Source organism: Pseudobutyrivibrio ruminis DSM 9787 (genome assembly GCF_900218035.1).
In the GTDB taxonomy this organism is placed as follows: domain Bacteria; phylum Bacillota; class Clostridia; order Lachnospirales; family Lachnospiraceae; genus Pseudobutyrivibrio; species Pseudobutyrivibrio ruminis.
In genome coordinates, this window is sequence record NZ_OBMR01000011.1 from 12,586 (window position 1) to 28,790 (window position 16,205).

General features: G+C 39.1%; 12 protein-coding genes and 1 tRNA gene. 1 reads left to right on the plus strand and 12 read right to left on the minus strand.

Features of this window, described 5'->3' with window-relative positions; translation table 11 throughout:
- The first annotated feature begins 136 nt into the window (after window positions 1-136).
- Window positions 137-1,306: a tRNA(Met) cytidine acetate ligase gene (locus CRN97_RS11225; RefSeq protein ID WP_097076950.1), complete on the plus strand. Its 1,170-nt coding sequence runs from the start codon at window positions 137-139 to the stop codon at window positions 1,304-1,306.
- 42 nt (window positions 1,307-1,348) lie between these two features.
- On the opposite strand, the gene CRN97_RS11230 is transcribed toward CRN97_RS11225, so the two are convergent.
- The 12 genes from CRN97_RS11230 to ispG form a co-directional block, all read right to left on the minus strand.
- Window positions 1,349-1,420, minus strand: a tRNA-Glu gene (locus CRN97_RS11230).
- 70 nt (window positions 1,421-1,490) lie between these two features.
- Window positions 1,491-2,507 carry a UDP-glucose 4-epimerase GalE gene (gene galE / locus CRN97_RS11235; RefSeq protein ID WP_097076951.1) on the minus strand — a complete coding sequence of 339 codons (1,017 nt, stop codon included), beginning with the start codon at window positions 2,505-2,507 and terminating at the stop codon, window positions 1,491-1,493.
- A 160-nt stretch (window positions 2,508-2,667) separates the two neighbouring features.
- Window positions 2,668-3,024: a 50S ribosomal protein L20 gene (gene rplT / locus CRN97_RS11240; protein ID WP_033154018.1), complete on the minus strand. Its 357-nt coding sequence runs from the start codon at window positions 3,022-3,024 to the stop codon at window positions 2,668-2,670.
- Window positions 3,025-3,068: 44 nt separating this feature from the next.
- The gene (gene rpmI, locus CRN97_RS11245) at window positions 3,069-3,266 is read right to left on the minus strand and encodes a 50S ribosomal protein L35 (protein ID WP_028236330.1); all 198 of its coding nucleotides are present in this window, start codon (window positions 3,264-3,266) and stop codon (window positions 3,069-3,071) included.
- 18 nt (window positions 3,267-3,284) lie between these two features.
- Entirely contained in the window at window positions 3,285-3,782 is a 498-nt protein-coding gene (gene infC, locus CRN97_RS11250; protein ID WP_033154017.1) for a translation initiation factor IF-3, read from the minus strand.
- Window positions 3,783-3,985: 203 nt separating this feature from the next.
- Window positions 3,986-4,807, minus strand: a complete 822-nt coding sequence (locus CRN97_RS11255; protein ID WP_179670745.1) for a Cof-type HAD-IIB family hydrolase — start codon at window positions 4,805-4,807, stop codon at window positions 3,986-3,988.
- Between the two features lies 1 nt (window position 4,808).
- The gene (locus CRN97_RS11260) at window positions 4,809-6,965 is read right to left on the minus strand and encodes an RNA degradosome polyphosphate kinase (protein ID WP_097076953.1); all 2,157 of its coding nucleotides are present in this window, start codon (window positions 6,963-6,965) and stop codon (window positions 4,809-4,811) included.
- Between the two features lie 17 nt (window positions 6,966-6,982).
- Window positions 6,983-8,497 (minus strand): Ppx/GppA phosphatase family protein, encoded by a 1,515-nt coding sequence (locus CRN97_RS11265; protein WP_044934222.1) that lies wholly within the window; start codon window positions 8,495-8,497, stop codon window positions 6,983-6,985.
- Window positions 8,498-8,515: 18 nt separating this feature from the next.
- Entirely contained in the window at window positions 8,516-9,652 is a 1,137-nt protein-coding gene (gene pheA / locus CRN97_RS11270) for a prephenate dehydratase (protein WP_090394016.1), read from the minus strand.
- A 15-nt stretch (window positions 9,653-9,667) separates the two neighbouring features.
- Window positions 9,668-10,681, minus strand: coding sequence for a DUF5050 domain-containing protein (locus tag CRN97_RS11275; RefSeq protein WP_097076954.1), 1,014 nt, complete (start codon window positions 10,679-10,681; stop codon window positions 9,668-9,670).
- Window positions 10,682-10,700: 19 nt separating this feature from the next.
- A complete protein-coding gene (locus CRN97_RS11280; protein WP_097076955.1) occupies window positions 10,701-15,146 on the minus strand; it encodes a PolC-type DNA polymerase III in 4,446 nt (1,481 codons plus the stop codon).
- A gap of 4 nt (window positions 15,147-15,150) precedes the next feature.
- Window positions 15,151-16,203 carry a flavodoxin-dependent (E)-4-hydroxy-3-methylbut-2-enyl-diphosphate synthase gene (gene ispG, locus CRN97_RS11285; RefSeq protein WP_097076956.1) on the minus strand — a complete coding sequence of 351 codons (1,053 nt, stop codon included), beginning with the start codon at window positions 16,201-16,203 and terminating at the stop codon, window positions 15,151-15,153.
- Window positions 16,204-16,205: the final 2 nt, after the last annotated feature.

Consider the following 16,205-nt stretch of genomic DNA (forward strand, 5'->3'; position numbering starts at 1 on the left):
AGTTCCTTTCTTTATATGTTTTCTTTCTTTAATAATTGTATTCTTAAACAACATTTTAATTATATCACTAAAATTTGTCTTCTCAACCAAATTTTAATGTATAATACCCATGTAAAAGTATTTTCGGAGGAACAAAATGGTAATTGGTATAGTTGCGGAATATAATCCCTTTCACAATGGCCACAAGCTTCAGATTGAATACGCAAGAAATGTATTAGGCGCTGATCAAATAATTATAGCTATGTCAGGCAGTTTTACTCAGCGTGGTGAAATCGCATGCTTCGACAAATATTCAAGAGCCAAGGCCGCTCTTCTTTGTGGTGCCGATGTAGTTCTTGAAATCCCTACCATTTTCGCCACCAGCTCTGCAAGAGAATATGCGTCAGCAGGAGTTGCTTTGCTTAATGCCACTGGTGTTGTTGACACTATTCTATTTTCAGCAGAATGCGACCGCAGAAGCCTGTTTATTGAAGAAAGCAAAAAACTGGTGGAGCTTGAAAATTCCGGTGAAATCAACAACGAAATAAATGCACTCGTATCTCAGGGAATTAGCTTTGCCACTGCCAGAGCAAAGGCTTTAAAAGCTTTTTTAGCTGAAGATATTATCTCCTCTCCTAATAATATTTTAGGAATTGAATACTGCAGGTATATATTCGCTAATAACCTGGATATGAATATAGAAGTAATGAAGCGACAGGGCAACGAATACAATGATTTAAGCTTATCTGGACAGCTTAGCTCTGCCAGCTCAATACGCCAGCATTACAAGCTATCAAAATCTTTTGAAGCAGTACCTGAAGAAGTAATAAATTTATATAACAGCAGTCCATTTGTGACTTCCGATGATATTTCAGAATTGCTTCATTACAAGCTTCTTACCACAGAAAGCTTCGAGCAATATTTAGATTGCAACAACGACCTTTCAGATAGAATCAAAAATAAGTTGCCTGAATTTGTTTCCTTTAGTCAATTCTGCGAAGTTTTAAAAACCAAAAACTTTGAATATTCCAGAATCAGCCGTGTGCTATGCCATATCCTATTGGGTATTGCAGAAAAAGATTTCAAAACCGCAAAGGAAGCCGGATATATATCGTATATACGAATGTTAGGATTCAGTAAAGACGGAAGTATCCTTCTTAGTAAAATAAAAGAAGCATCATCTGCTCCTTTACTTACAGCACCAAATGAAACAATTAATAAATACGATATTATTTCCAGTGATATTTACCGCACTATCCTGACATCAAAAACAGGCAATGCATATCCTACGGAATATACTCGTAAATTTGACTTAGTAAATATATAAGAATAACAAAAAAGACACCTGAAATCAGGTGTCTTTCTTTAGCAGTTCCTAGCGGAATCGAACCGCTGTTTTCGCCGTGAGAGGGCGACGTCTTAACCGCTTGACCAAGGAACCATATTGCCTTGCCGCTATCAGCGACAAGACATATATTACTATGTAGCCAGACATAAGTCAAGCACTTTTTTTAATCTTCGTATCCATTTGGATTATTCTTCTGCCATCTCCATGAATCTGCGCACATTTCCTTGATGCCAAACTCTGCTGTCCAGCCAAGTTCTTCCTTAGCCTTTGAAGCATCTGAGTAGCATGTAGCAATGTCACCAGCACGACGTGGCTTAATAGAATATGGAATCTTTACTCCAGTAGCTTCCTCAAAGTTCTTTACAATATCAAGAACTGAGTATCCTACTCCTGTACCAAGGTTGTAAATCTTGAGACCTGCATTCTCCTCGATTTTCTTGAGAGCCTTAACATGTCCCTTTGCAAGATCAACGACATGGATGTAATCACGTACACCAGTACCATCTGGAGTATCGTAATCATCACCAAATACACCAAGCTCTGGAAGTTTTCCAACTGCAACCTGTGTAATGTATGGCATAAGGTTGTTTGGAATACCGTTTGGATTCTCTCCCATTGTACCAGACTGATGAGCACCAATTGGATTGAAATAACGAAGAAGAACTACGTTCCATTCATTATCAGCCTTCTGCATATCTGAAAGAATCTGCTCAAGCATTGACTTTGTCCATCCGTATGGGTTTGTGCACTGTCCCTTAGGGCAGTTTTCTGTGATAGGTATCTCTGCTGGATCACCGTAAACAGTTGCTGAAGATGAGAAAATAATGTTCTTGCAGTTGTGCTGTCTCATTACATCAACAAGTGTAAGTGTACCTGCGATATTATTCTCATAGTATTCCCAAGGCTTCTGAACTGACTCACCAACAGCCTTAAGACCTGCGAAATGAATACATGAATCGATTTTTTCGTTTGCAAATACTTCGTTTAATCTATCTCTATCTAAGATATCGCCTTTGTAAAACTTAACTGGCTTTCCTGTAATAGCTTCTACTCTCTCAAGTGACTTTTCAGATGCATTGCTAAGATTGTCATATACAACTACATCATAGCCTGCCTGCTGAAGCTCTACACATGTGTGGCTACCAATAAAACCAGCACCACCCGTAACTAATATTGCCATAAAAGCACCTCCTTAAAGTTCGTTACCACATAATAGATTAACAGAATACTAGAAAATGTTAAAGTAGTTTTCTATTATATTTCTTGCATATTAGTTTAATTTCATAACAAACAAAAAGTCCTAGGAATAATCCTAGGACTTTTAATCGTTTGTTTTGAAATTAAGCTACCTTAGACTTTGCAACTTCAACAAGCTTAGCAAAACCTTCTGCATCGTTAACAGCGAGCTCAGCGAGCATCTTTCTGTTCATCTCAACACCAGCGAGCTTAAGACCGTACATGAACTTAGAATATGAAAGTCCATTGATACGTGCAGCAGCGTTGATACGAGCGATCCAAAGCTGTCTGAACTGTCTCTTCTTCTGCTTTCTACCAGCGTATGATGATGTAAGGGCACGCATAACTGACTGCTTTGCAACACGATACTGCTTGCTTCTAGCGCCTCTGTAACCCTTTGCTAACTTTAATGTTCTATTATGTCTTTTCTTAGCGTTTAATCCGCCTTTAACTCTTGCCATTTTAAATTCCTCCTAACCAAATAAATAACATTTCCAAATCTATTTTAGAGATATGGAAGTACTTTCTTCATGTTCTTTACGTTTGTTGAATCAACGATTGCTGACTGACGAAGATTTCTCTTTCTCTTTGTAGTCTTCTTGGTTAAGATGTGGCTCTTGTATGCCTTGTTTCTCTTAAGCTTTCCTGTTCCTGTTACCTTAAAGCGCTTTGCAGCTGCTCTTCTTGTCTTCATCTTTGGCATGATAAATTTCCTCCTGTATTACGATTTCTTTTCTGTAAGCACCAGGCTCATACTACGACCCTCAATCTTTGGTGCCTTTTCCACTACTGCAACATCAGCAAGTGCCTCAGCAAAATCATCAAGGATATGCTTTGATGACTGCATGTGAGCCATTTCACGGCCACGGAAACGAAGTGTTACCTTAACCTTATCGCCCTTTGAAATGAACTTCTTAGCTGCATTTACCTTTGTGTTCATATCATTAGCATCAATGTTTGGAGACATACGAATCTCTTTTACCTCAACAACATGCTGCTTTTTCTTAGCTTCCTTTTCACGGCGTGCCTGCTCATAACGGTATTTACCGTAATCAACAATCTTGCACACTGGTGGATTAGCCTTTGGTGAAATCTTTACAAGATCTAATCCTTCATCATCGGCAAGCTTCTGTGCCTCTCGTGCTGACATAATGCCAAGCTGTTCCCCATCAGAGCCAATTACACGAACTTCTTTGTCGCGAATCTGCTCATTAATCATTAATTCGCTAATGGTACTACCTCCAAATAATAAAAAAAATAGTGGATACAGAATATCCACCATAAATCATCACAAACAAGGTTTGTGTGAAATATAAGACCCAAGTCACTGTAAATATACGTGCTAAGGTGAGAGTGGATACTCTACTTTGTTTTCACAACATGAATAATATATCACGTAACCCCCACAGAGTCAACAATTTTCTACGAATTAAGAATAAATTTGTTGATTGCCTCTGCTACAGCTCCATTATTATTATCTAAAACTGTAATATAGTCTGCAACTGCCTTAAGCTCATCTCTGGCATTTGCCACAGCAACTCCTACACCGGCAGCCTGAACCATACTGATATCGTTTCTTTCATCGCCACATGCCACTGTATCTTGCATATCTATATCAAGGATAGATGCAAGCTCTGCAAGCCCTGCACCTTTGCTAGAATCCTTTCCAACATACTCAAGAAAAGCAACATTTGAAAACATGCTGACAAATGAATCTTCCATTTCGGCCTTATGAGCTTCCTCAAACTGGAACAGCTTTTCATGGTCTTCGAAATTAACTACCATCATCTTTGTAAGATTATGGCCCCTGAGATCCTCAGGTGATTCAATTACAGTAATTGGCTCCTTTGAAATCTCAGAATATCTGTCTGTATCTTCATTTAACGAAAAAGAATAAATCTGACCAAATTCAAAAATAATGGTGGTTAAGCCAGCGTTTTTTGAATAAGTCATAAGCTTTATTGCTGCTTCATTATCAAGGAAATGTCCAAATAATACTTCATCATCGGTGGCTCTAGTACCAACGGTTCCCTGGTAACCTAAAAGATAAACATTTTCTCTATCAAAAACTTCAAATCGCTTTAAAAGCTTTTTCATGACGTGTATAGGACGGCCTGTATCTACAGCAAGCACATGTCCTGCATCAAGCATTGCATTTAAAGCATCAAGATTAGCCTTACAGATGTCCTTATTGTCATCGAAAGTTGTGTCGTCCAAATCAACTGCAAGTATTTTTCTGTTCATTTTAAACCTCATTGCCAAAGATAGGCGTAAAGGTACGCTTTTTGAAATAATCAATCTCTGGCTCGTTATTTTTCTTTGCCTCTCGACAGAAGGTTTCCTGTGCTCCCACAGGCTTCTTGCCGCGAACAGGCTTTATTCTAACATAGTTTCCATCCTCTGTCATCTCATAAGCCTTTAGGGTATCTCCAAGCTGAACATCCAAAATATGCTTAACTTTATTCTTTAAAATAACATCCTCAACTGGGAAAATAATTTCAACACGTCTATCCAAATTACGAGGCATCCAGTCCGCTGAACCCATGTATATATCTTCTAACCCATTGTTGTAGAAGTAGAAAATACGTGCATGCTCAAGGTATGTGCCAACAATTGATGACACATGAATATTCTCGCTTACGCCAGGGATACCAGTTCTAAGGCAGCAGATTCCTCGAACAATAAGATTTATCTTAACGCCGGCATTGCTTGCCTCGTAAAGCTTTTCGATTATTTCTTTGTCACAAAGGGAGTTCATCTTAGCAATAATGCGAGCTTCCTTTCCTTCTTTGGCATGACGAATCTCTCTATTGATCAAAGTAACGAAAGTGTCCCTTAGCCAAAGTGGGGCTACAACAAGCTTATTCCAGCTTGCTGGCTCTGAGTATCCGGAAAGCATATTAAATACAGCGGTAGCATCTTCGCCATATTTTTCATTACAGGTAAACATACCGCAATCGGTGTATAGCTTAGCTGTAGAGTCGTTGTAATTTCCAGTACCAAGATGAACATAGCGGCGGATGCCATCATCTTCTCTTCTAACAACAAGAGCAATCTTGCAGTGAGTCTTTAATCCCACTAAACCATAAATTACATGACATCCAGCTTTCTCAAGCTTCTTTGCCCAGATGATATTATTCTCCTCGTCAAAACGAGCCTTTAATTCAACAAGTACTGTAACCTGCTTTCCATTCTCCGCAGCGTGGGCAAGACTTGCTATGATAGGTGAATTACCGCTAACTCTGTATAAAGTCTGCTTAATGGCAAGCACCTGTGGATCAAAGGCTGCCTGCGCAATAAAATCAACAACAGGGTCAAAGCTTTCATATGGATGATGGAGGAAAATGTCTCCCTTTTTAATCTCATCAAACAGCTTTTCACCTGGTTTAAGGCGTGGATTGTTCTGAGGCTTAAAGCTTGGAGCTCTAAGCTCGCCATGGCCTTCAATTCCATAAAGCTTCATAAGATAGGTTAAATCAATAGGTCCCTTGATTTTATAAATATCTATCTCATTTACACCTAAATTTTTCTTTAAAATTGAAAGAAGCTTTTTATTAATAGTAGATTCCACCTCGAGACGAATTACTTCGCCCCATTGTCGTGATTTAATTTGTTTCTCGATTTCTAAAAGCAAATCTTCTGCGCCCTCTTCATCAATTGAAAAATCGGCATTTCTCATGATTCGATATGGAGAGGCTGCAACCACATTGTAGTTTAAGAAAAGCTTGTCCATGTTGCGCTCGATAATCTGTTCCAAAAGAATAAAGCAATCGTGATGTTTTTCGTCTGATGGAAGGGATACAAATCGAGGTAAAACTGATGGAACCTGAACAGTGGCAAACTCAACATCATCACTGTCGTTACCTGCTACTGTAGACCCCTTTTTCTTTTCAATCAACGCTGCAATATTTAGAGATTTGTTTCTTATAAGTGGAAATGGTCTAGATGCATCAAAGGCCATTGGAGTAAGAACGGGATAAACCTGGCTCATAAAAAATGAATCCACGAATTTCAACTGTTCTTCATTTAAATCCTCGTATTTATCATAGAGGATGATTCCGTTTTCCTTTAATGCCGGGTTGAGATGCTTGCCCCAAATGTTGTACTGAAGCTCTACTAGCTCTCTTGTCTTTTCGTTGATTGCAATGAGTTGCTCTGTAGGTGTCATTCCTGCAATGTCAGGCTTTGTGTAGCCTGCATGCTCCATATCTTTAAGAGAAGCTACACGAACCATGAAGAATTCATCCAAATTGGACGAAGTTATACTTACGAATTTAATGCGCTCCAAAATAGGAAGCTCTTTAACCATAGCTTCATTCAATACTCTTAGCTCGAACTTTAACCAGCTAAGTTCTCTATTATCATAGTATTTTGCGTCTGAAATATTGATTTTGCTTCCCATAACGCCTCCTAAAAAATCTAGTTTTCTCTAAGAACTGGTTTTATAGAAAAGATTTCCTCGAAATAATCTGCATTCTTTTTGAATAATCCCTTTTCAAGAGCAAGTGAGCTGTTAGCCTCTATAGAAATAACAAGCTCTCTATCTTTTACTCTCATTGAAACATTTTTAATCTTCTGCTTATGCGATCTATCAAGAGCATTGGCAACCTTTAAAATTGCAAGTAGCTTCAGAATAGTTACGTACTCTTCCTGGGTAAACTTGTCCGAAAGGTTCTCATATGGTTCAACAGGCTTTCTGTTAAACTCAACAGTAGTGGCAATTATCTCCCTCTCCTTGTGACTAAGTCCAAGGATTTCAGAAGACATAATAATGGTATATGAACAGCTTGATGCTTCTGATAGAGAAATATACTTTCCACAGTCATGAAGAATAGCTATACATTGCATAAGAACTCTCTGTCTTTTGCCTAGCCCGTGATATTTTTTCATAGCATCAAATATTTCACTGGAAAGCTTGAACAAAGCCTTTAAATGTGGCTGATAGCTATCATATCGTTTGGCAATAGCCCAAGCTGCTGAAATAATATCGTTATCAAAATCGTGGGATGATGTAAGCCATTTCTTGGAATAGCTATAATTATACGCAACGCCCTCACTTACAGACACTCCCGGAGCATACACGATTTCAGGAGCCAGTGTTTCAGCCAATACTTTATAAAGCATTACCATTGGCTCGATAAGATTTTCGTTATCCAGATAAACATCATGCTTAAGCTCGAATGCTTTAATATAGTTTTTATTAATCTTGTTTAAGAATTCAAGGTAGTCCTTTGTTTTAATCTGTTTTGAGGAAAAATTAGATATTCTCTCTGCAATGGTACTAACCTGCACCCCCAAAAGAATCATGTACTTTGGAACCATATCTCTCAAGAACATAGTCTTGAAGACTTCCAGTTCCTTGTACATCATCTCGTAGGTTTGCTCAAAAGAATTATTTGATATAGTGCCTAGTTTCCTAAGATTCTCACTTATGGAAACTGTACCCATTGATAAATGTTGAGTTGTAACGATTTTCCCTTTTGAGAATAGAGTGATTTGAAGTGAGACACCACCCACATCAACAAGAACAGCGGATTCGTTAATGAGCTCTTCGAAGCCCTCTGTGGATGCAACTGCTTCGTATCCTAAGAATCGCTGCTCAGAATTTGAAAGAACATTTACCGTAAATCCGGTATGCATTTTTATTTGCTCAAGAAAGATGATAGCATTTTCAGCCTGTCTAATATTAGGACCTGCCACTACAGAAAAGCTGTCCACTTTGTAGCCTTCCATAGTGCGACGCATATCATTTAAAACATGACAAAGCTTGTCCGTAGTCTGAGGTAAGATACGGCCATGCTCAAGCACATCTCTGATAATATCAGAAGGGATTTTAAGAGTATCGACAGTCTTAATCCCCTTCTGCTTACTAACTTCAAAAACTTTCATTGTAGTCTCATAAGAGCCAATGTAAATGCTTGCAAATAATTTCATGTTCCCCCCAATACGAAATTAATAGTTTCCTAAAACTCTAATGCTTACGCATTCCTCTTTTAGACCAGTAAGTGCATTTCTAACTGCCTCATCGTTGAGATTGCCATCTATGTCGATAAAGAATCTATACTGCCAATTAACGCCTTTAATTGGTCTAGATTCAATTCGATTCATATTGATACCATTGAAAATAAGGTTTGAAAGAATCCTGTAAAGACTTCCTGGTTCGTGAGAAATCTCTAAGCAAAGACTAATTTTATCTGCAGATTTTTTATATTTTTTATCCTTTGAAACAATGATGAAACGTGTCTCATTGTTTTTATCATCCTGAATAGACTCTTCGAGAATATCAAGATTATACAAAACTGCATTATATTTGCTACCAATAGCAGCCTGAGTCTTGTCTCCGTCATCCTGGATTTTCTGGGCACTCATAGCTGTATTTCGTAGGTTTTTAACATCCCAATCAATGTGATACTTACGAATGTAATTTTCACACTGGGCTATCGCCTTAGGATGAGAGTATACTGTTTTAATATCATTTATTGTGGCACCTTTTACACCAAGCAAAGCATGATCAACCTTGAGAATCTGCTCGCCAATAATGGCAACATTGTATTCAGAAAGTAAATCAAAGTTCTCCTCAATAGAACCAGCCAAGCTATTTTCTATTGGAAGAACAGCATAGTCCGCCTTGCCTGTGCTGATTGCCTCCATGGCATCACGCCATAAATCAACATGAAAGCTGTCTTTCATTTCGTCGTCAAAAAACGCCAGCATTGCCAGCTGGGAATAAGCCCCTTGAACTCCCTGAAAGCAAACGATTGCATCAGAAAAATCGAATTTATCTACCTGAGTAAAGCCTGTATCAAAAGATACTCCTCGCTCTTGCAAAATAGCAAATTGCTTTTTGCGGCTGATGGACATTATCTGTGTGTATAGCTCTTTGACAGCCTGCTCGCTAAAATCATCATCAACATAGGATGAAAGCTTTTCAAGTTTTGCATCCTCACGCTCTTTGTCGTAAACCTTTTTACCTGTAGCAATTTTGTACTCAGCTACCTGGCAGGCAAGCTCCATTCTCTTGTTGAAAAGATTGAGAATCTCCTTGTCTACCTGATCGATTTCTACCCTGATGTCTCCTAAGTCTCTCATGTTACTCCTATTCTGTTACTTGTCTAATGCTAAAATTGGTGGATTGAATAGCCCAACTTCTGTGCTACCATTTGCCACATGGAACGTTGTACCTGAATAGTAATCAGCAAAATATACATATTTGCTAGTTACATTGATGTTGTTAAATTCACCTTCAGCAAGAAGAACCTCGGCACCTGTAGTCAAATCAACCCTATAAATACCATCAGGATTTCCCTTGATGGATTGATAGTACAGGTAATTGCCAGAGATATTGTATCCTGATGTACCGTATGTGGTTATACCTGTTTTGTTGTCGCCAGAAAGAGTACTTCTGAAAACTCGATTGTTTTCATCCAGGTTCATGTAGTACAAAGTGTTACCATCGATGATTGGAAGCCACAAATTCTCAGATGAAACATAAGTAGAATCCTTTGTATCAAGATTCATACTATGGAGATTGTGATCACGTTCCACACCTGAATAGTAAAGTTTTTCGCCTACCATGCATCGTGGATCAATTGGAGCTTTTGAAAGCTGGACTCTTTCTTCACCGTCGATACCAACCATGTAAAGAGATGTGGCATCTTCGGAATCATAGTGAAAATATACAACTCTATTTCCAGCGAGAGCAGCCGCATTACAGTTTGCCTGATCAAGAATAATGACCTTTTTATTCTTCTTTGTCATTCTACACAAGCTTTCTGTGTTTACATCAAGCACGAAATCTGCATTATCGTTGTGATTACGACTGTAATAAAGGTAATGTGAATCGGCGTTAATAAAATAAACGCTATCATCTGCGACAATTTCTATATCAGATTCATCTGGATTCATTTTATAAATTCTGCCTTTATCATTTGGATTAGAAAAATAAACTACTCCATCTGTTTCACAGAACAATCCATTTCCATATAGGTTGCCAATAGTATTTCCATTTGTCCCTGGGTCATTATAGTAGGTTACAGTATTGATATACTTGTAAAATCCTAGGCCAGCAACAATGGCAATAGCTACAACTAAAACGATGATTCTTTTTAATACCTTCATTCAACTGCCCTCCCCAAAATTAAAAATTAAAAAAGTCTGATAGTGAAAGCTGATTTGATTTTGGAAGATCTTTTACGATTCCAAGCTCAACCATTTTATCAAGAATAGTCTGTGATACCTTTCCTCTATCGCGAATCTCGTCTTGTGATAAGAACTTTCCTTGGCTGGCAGCAATCTGTAGCTGCTCAGCAGCCTTATCACCCATTCCGGAAATAACATTGAATGGTGGAAGAAGCTTCCCATCTACTATTTTAAAGTATCTTGAGTCAGATTGGTATAGGTCCATAGGTAAAAATTCAAATCCACGGGCATACATCTCCTGACACAATCTAAGTGCAATCAAAATATCCTTATCGGTAGCTGATAAATCTGGCTGAGATTTGTAGTACTTAATCTCCTGCTCACATCTAGCCTTACCCTGACAACACTTTTCATAATCAAAACCACCGGCTCTGATTGAGAAGAATGCTGCATAGTATGCTAAAGGATAATTTATTTTACAGTAAGCAACACGCCAAGCCATCATAACATAAGCGGCAGCATGGGCTTTAGGGAACATGTATTTAATTTTTTCACAGGAACCAATGTACCAGTCTGGCACGCCATGCTCTTGCATGTGCTGCTTGTAGGTTGGCCATTCATCACATTTTCCTTTAGCAACAACACCCTTACGAACTCGTTCCATGATAGTGAAAGATTCCGCTGGGTCAAGGCCCTTATGAATAAGGTAAACCATGATATCATCACGGGTACAAATAGCCTCGGTGATAGTGGCAGTTCCACTAAGAATAAGGTCCTGAGCATTACCTAACCATACGTCAGTACCATGGGCAAGTCCGGCGATTCGAACTAAGTCAGTGAAGTATTGAGGCTTAGCCTCAACAAGCATCTGCATGGCAAAATCAGTACCAAACTCTGGGATACCAAGTGTACCAAGAGGTGTGCCCATAATATCATCAGGAGTGATACCAAGAGCCTTTGTGCTTTGGAACAGGGACATAACATCCTTGTCGTCCAGCGGAATTTCTGTGGCGTTAATGCCAGTCAAATCCTCCAGTCGCTTAATCATGGTAGGATCCAAATGTCCTAAGATATCAAGCTTCAGCAGGTTGGCATCAATCTTATGGTAATCAAAGTGGGTTGTAACAATATCTGTATCTTTATTAGCAGGATGCTGAACTGGAGTAAAGGAATAGATATCCTCACCGTTTGGAAGAACTACTACACCACCAGGATGCTGACCCGTTGTAGATTTAACACCTTCAACACCCTTTGCAATACGTTCGTTTTCAGCACGACGCTTTCTTATATCACGCTTTTCGAAATATTTTAAAACATAGCCAACTGCGTTCTTATCCGCAAGTGTAGAAACTGTACCGGCCTTGAAGGTCTGGCCATCACCAAAAATAACTTCTGTATATTTATGAGCCTTTGACTGATATTCGTTGGAGAAGTTCAAATCGATATCAGGCTCCTTATCACCCTTGAATCCAAGGAAGGTTTCGAATGGAATATCAAATCCATCCTTAGCAAGAGGCTTGCCACATTTAGGACAGATTTTATCTGGCATATCTACTCCAGAAAGTCCCTGGTTAACAATCTCCTGCACCTCTGGACCATCAAAATCTACATAATAGCAATTAGGACATCTGTAGTGAGGTGGCAATGGGTTAACCTCTGTAATACCAGCCATTGTAGCTGCAAAGGAAGAACCTACGGAACCACGGGAGCCTACCAGATAGCCATCCTCGTTTGACTTCCAAACCAGCTTCTGAGCGATAATGTACATAACGGAATATCCATTACCGATAATAGAATTAAGCTCTCGCTCAAGTCGCGCTGCTACTATTTCAGGAAGCTCAGGTCCATAAACCTCATGTGCTCTTGTTTCGCAAATACGACGCAAATCTTCCTCTGAATGCTCGATTACAGGTGGACATTTATCAGGACGAACCGGGTGAATACGCTCCACCATATCAGCAATCATATTAGTATTTTCTACAACTACTTCATGCGCCTTAGCCAGTCCCAGATAAGCAAATTCCTCAAGCATCTCATCAGTTGTATGAAGATATAGAGGTGCCTGCTGGTCAGCATCATCAAAGCCCTTATTGGCCATAATAATACGACGATATACTTCGTCCTCAGGATCAAGGAAATGCACATCGCAGGTAGCAACAACAGGCTTTTTAAGCTCGTCTCCTAATGCAACAATCTGCTTATTAATCTCCTGCAAATCCTTTACAGAATTGATGTTTTCGTATTTACGTTTATCAGAACGAATCATGAATTCGTTGTTGCCAACAGGCTGTATCTCAAGATAATCATAGAAATTAGCAATACGCATAATCTCCGATTCATCTCTGCCATCAACGATGGCGTCGTATAATTCACCAGCCTCGCAGGCAGAACCAATAATCAGTCCCTCTCTGCACTCCATCAGCAAGCTCTTTGGAACTCTAGGATATCTGCTGAAGTAATAAAGGTGTGATTCTGAAACCAATCTATAAAGATTAATACGACCTAAATCGTTCTTTGCAAGAACAATACAGTGATTTGCACGCATTTTCTTTATCTGCTCTGGGCCTGGTTTACTATGATCGTTAAGCTCTGATAAAGTGAAAATCTTTTCATTTTCAAGCTTTGTAATGAACTTTTCAAATACCTTTGCTGTAGCCTCTGCGTCATCTACTGCACGGTGATGATGCTCGTTTACAATATTTTCGGCCTTACATACAGCATCAAGGTTGAACCTAGCCATATTTGGATGTAAGTATCTTGCAACCTCAACTGTGTCTACATGGGTGTAGTCATATTCAAGTCCCAGCTGCTTACAGTTGTATCTAATGAAGCTTGTGTCAAATCCAGCGTTGTGTGCAACTAAAACAGAACCTTTACAGAACTCCATAAACTTTGGAAGAATCACATCGATTGTAGGGGCATCCTCTACCATTTCGTCCTTAATCGAAGTGAGCTCTGTTATGTTGAATGGGATTGGCACCTGTGGGTTTACGAACTCAGAAAATCTATCAACGATTTCTCCATTTACAAACTTAACAGCACCAATTTCAATTATCTTGCATGTCTTAGGATTGAAACCTGTAGTCTCAATATCAAAAACAACAAACTCATCTCGTAAAGTCTGGCCCTTATCGTTGGTAACAATAAGCTTTGTATCATCTACAAGATAAATTTCGCATCCGTAGATAACCTTGAAATCTCCAAGGCCCTTCATATGATCCGCATCACAGAATGCCTGCACAACACCATGGTCTGTAATGGCAAGCGCCTTGTGTCCCCACTCCTTTGCCCTACTGATAATTGTGGTGATTTCGGATACACCATCGAAATCCGACATCTTTGTATGGCAGTGGAGCTCAACACGCTTATCTACTGCAGTATCCTGTCTGGTAACCCTGAAGTCACGAATTCTGTTGATAGAATTGATTCGACCGACAGTAAGCTCCTTTGAATAAATATCTTCATCAAGCTTACCTGCTATCTTATAGAACTCTCCAACTTTAAGTGCTTTTTCAAGCTCACGTCCCTGATCTGCATCACTGAAGAAAAGCTTGATAGAGATAGAGTCGGTAAAGTCAGTCATAGCACCAGTTCCAAAATATCCGCCCTTCTTTGTCTCTCTAAACTCAAGAGCTGTAAGCTGTCCACGTATAATGATTGGTCCAAGAAGCTCTCCGTTAATATCCTCCATTGGAGTTGCATTATCGAAGATTTCATTGCCGTAAATACAATCAGGATCGTCAGATTTTGTTAGCGGCTTAATAACCTTTGTCTCAGCCTCCTGTGGCTTCTTATTATCTGCATCCTTTTTCTTGTCGGAATTATCAGAACCAGAATTATCATCGTCAGATGATTCATGACTAACGCTCTGCGCATTAATTGCAGCAATTTTGTTTTCGATTTCGAGAATTGCATTCTCAAGATACTTGCTTTTAACAGGCTCTTTATAATCGAAATCAATAACAATATTCTGATGACATCTGCGACAAAGAATGGAATGAAGAATATCAAACAGCTCATGCTCTTTCTCGCGGGCAATTATCGTATCTTCGATAGTTACTTTAAGATGACCGTCTTCAGTAAAGTCTAAATCTGCTTTTTTATATATGTTAAAAAGAAGAGCACTTCTATCCTCTAGCTCCTCTAAAATACTATCATTATATGAATTTAAAAGATTTTCAGGTGTGTACTGACTTGATAAATCGAATTCTTCAAGGATTCGAATTGTAACACCATTATTAGGGAAGAATTGTTTTTTAATAGATTTTTCCAAATGCCAGATACGGCGCTTAGGAATAAGGGTATTGAATGTAACGTATATACGAATATCATCCTTCGAACGACCGGTACTTACCTTAGTGACAGTGGCGTCACTAAGGGCTGTATCCAAATCATTCCCCGCTTCCATATTAGGGAAAACTTCATAAAAACTCATTTGATCCATATCATTATCTCCGTGGCCAGTTTGTAAGCTCCTCACGTAATGCATCAAGAAGCTCGCTCTCAGGCATCTTGCGAACGACTTCGCCATGCTTTATAAGAAGGCCTTCTCCAATGCCTCCAGCAACACCTAAATCAGCTTCCTTAGCCTCTCCTGGTCCATTAACTACGCAGCCCATAACAGCTACTTTTATATCTAAATCTGAGAACTCTTCAACAAGATTCTCTACTTTATTTGCAAGTCCAATTAAATCTATCTGTGTACGTCCGCATGTTGGGCATGATACAACTTCGATTCCGCCCTTTCTAAGACCAAGTGTACGAAGAATAAGCTTTGCTGTCTTAATTTCTTCGATAGGGTCACCTGTAAGTGAAACACGGATAGTATCGCCAATTCCCTGTGAAAGAATCATTGATAAGCCGCATGCACTCTTGATATTTCCGGCTTTAATTGTGCCAGCTTCTGTAATACCAACATGAAGTGGATGTGTTGTCTTGTCTGCAATTAATTCGTGAGCCTTAACACACATCATAACATCAGACGATTTGATACTGATTACAAGATTGTAATATCCAAGGCGTTCAATAATAGCCACCTTATCAAGGGCTGATTCTACAAGGCCTTCAGCTGTAACTCCGCCATATTTTTCAACAAGATTCTTTTCGAGAGATCCTGAATTAACACCAACTCGAATAGGAATATTCTTTGCTTTTGCAGCATCAACAACAGCCTTAATACGATCTTCGCTTCCAATGTTTCCAGGATTAATACGAATCTTATCAGCTCCATTTTCAATTGCAGCAATAGCAAGTCTGTAATCAAAGTGAATGTCTGCAACAAGAGGGATGTGAATCTGCTCTTTGATTTTGCCAAGAGCCTTTGCCGCTTCCATGTCAGGTACAGCGCAACGAATAATATCACAACCAGCCTTTTCGAGCTGAAGAATCTGTGCAACTGTTGCCTCTACATCCTGTGTTTTTGTATTTGTCATAGACTGGATAAGAATTGGATTTCCTCCACCTATAACTCTATTTCCAATTTTAACTTCAGTAGTCTTCATAA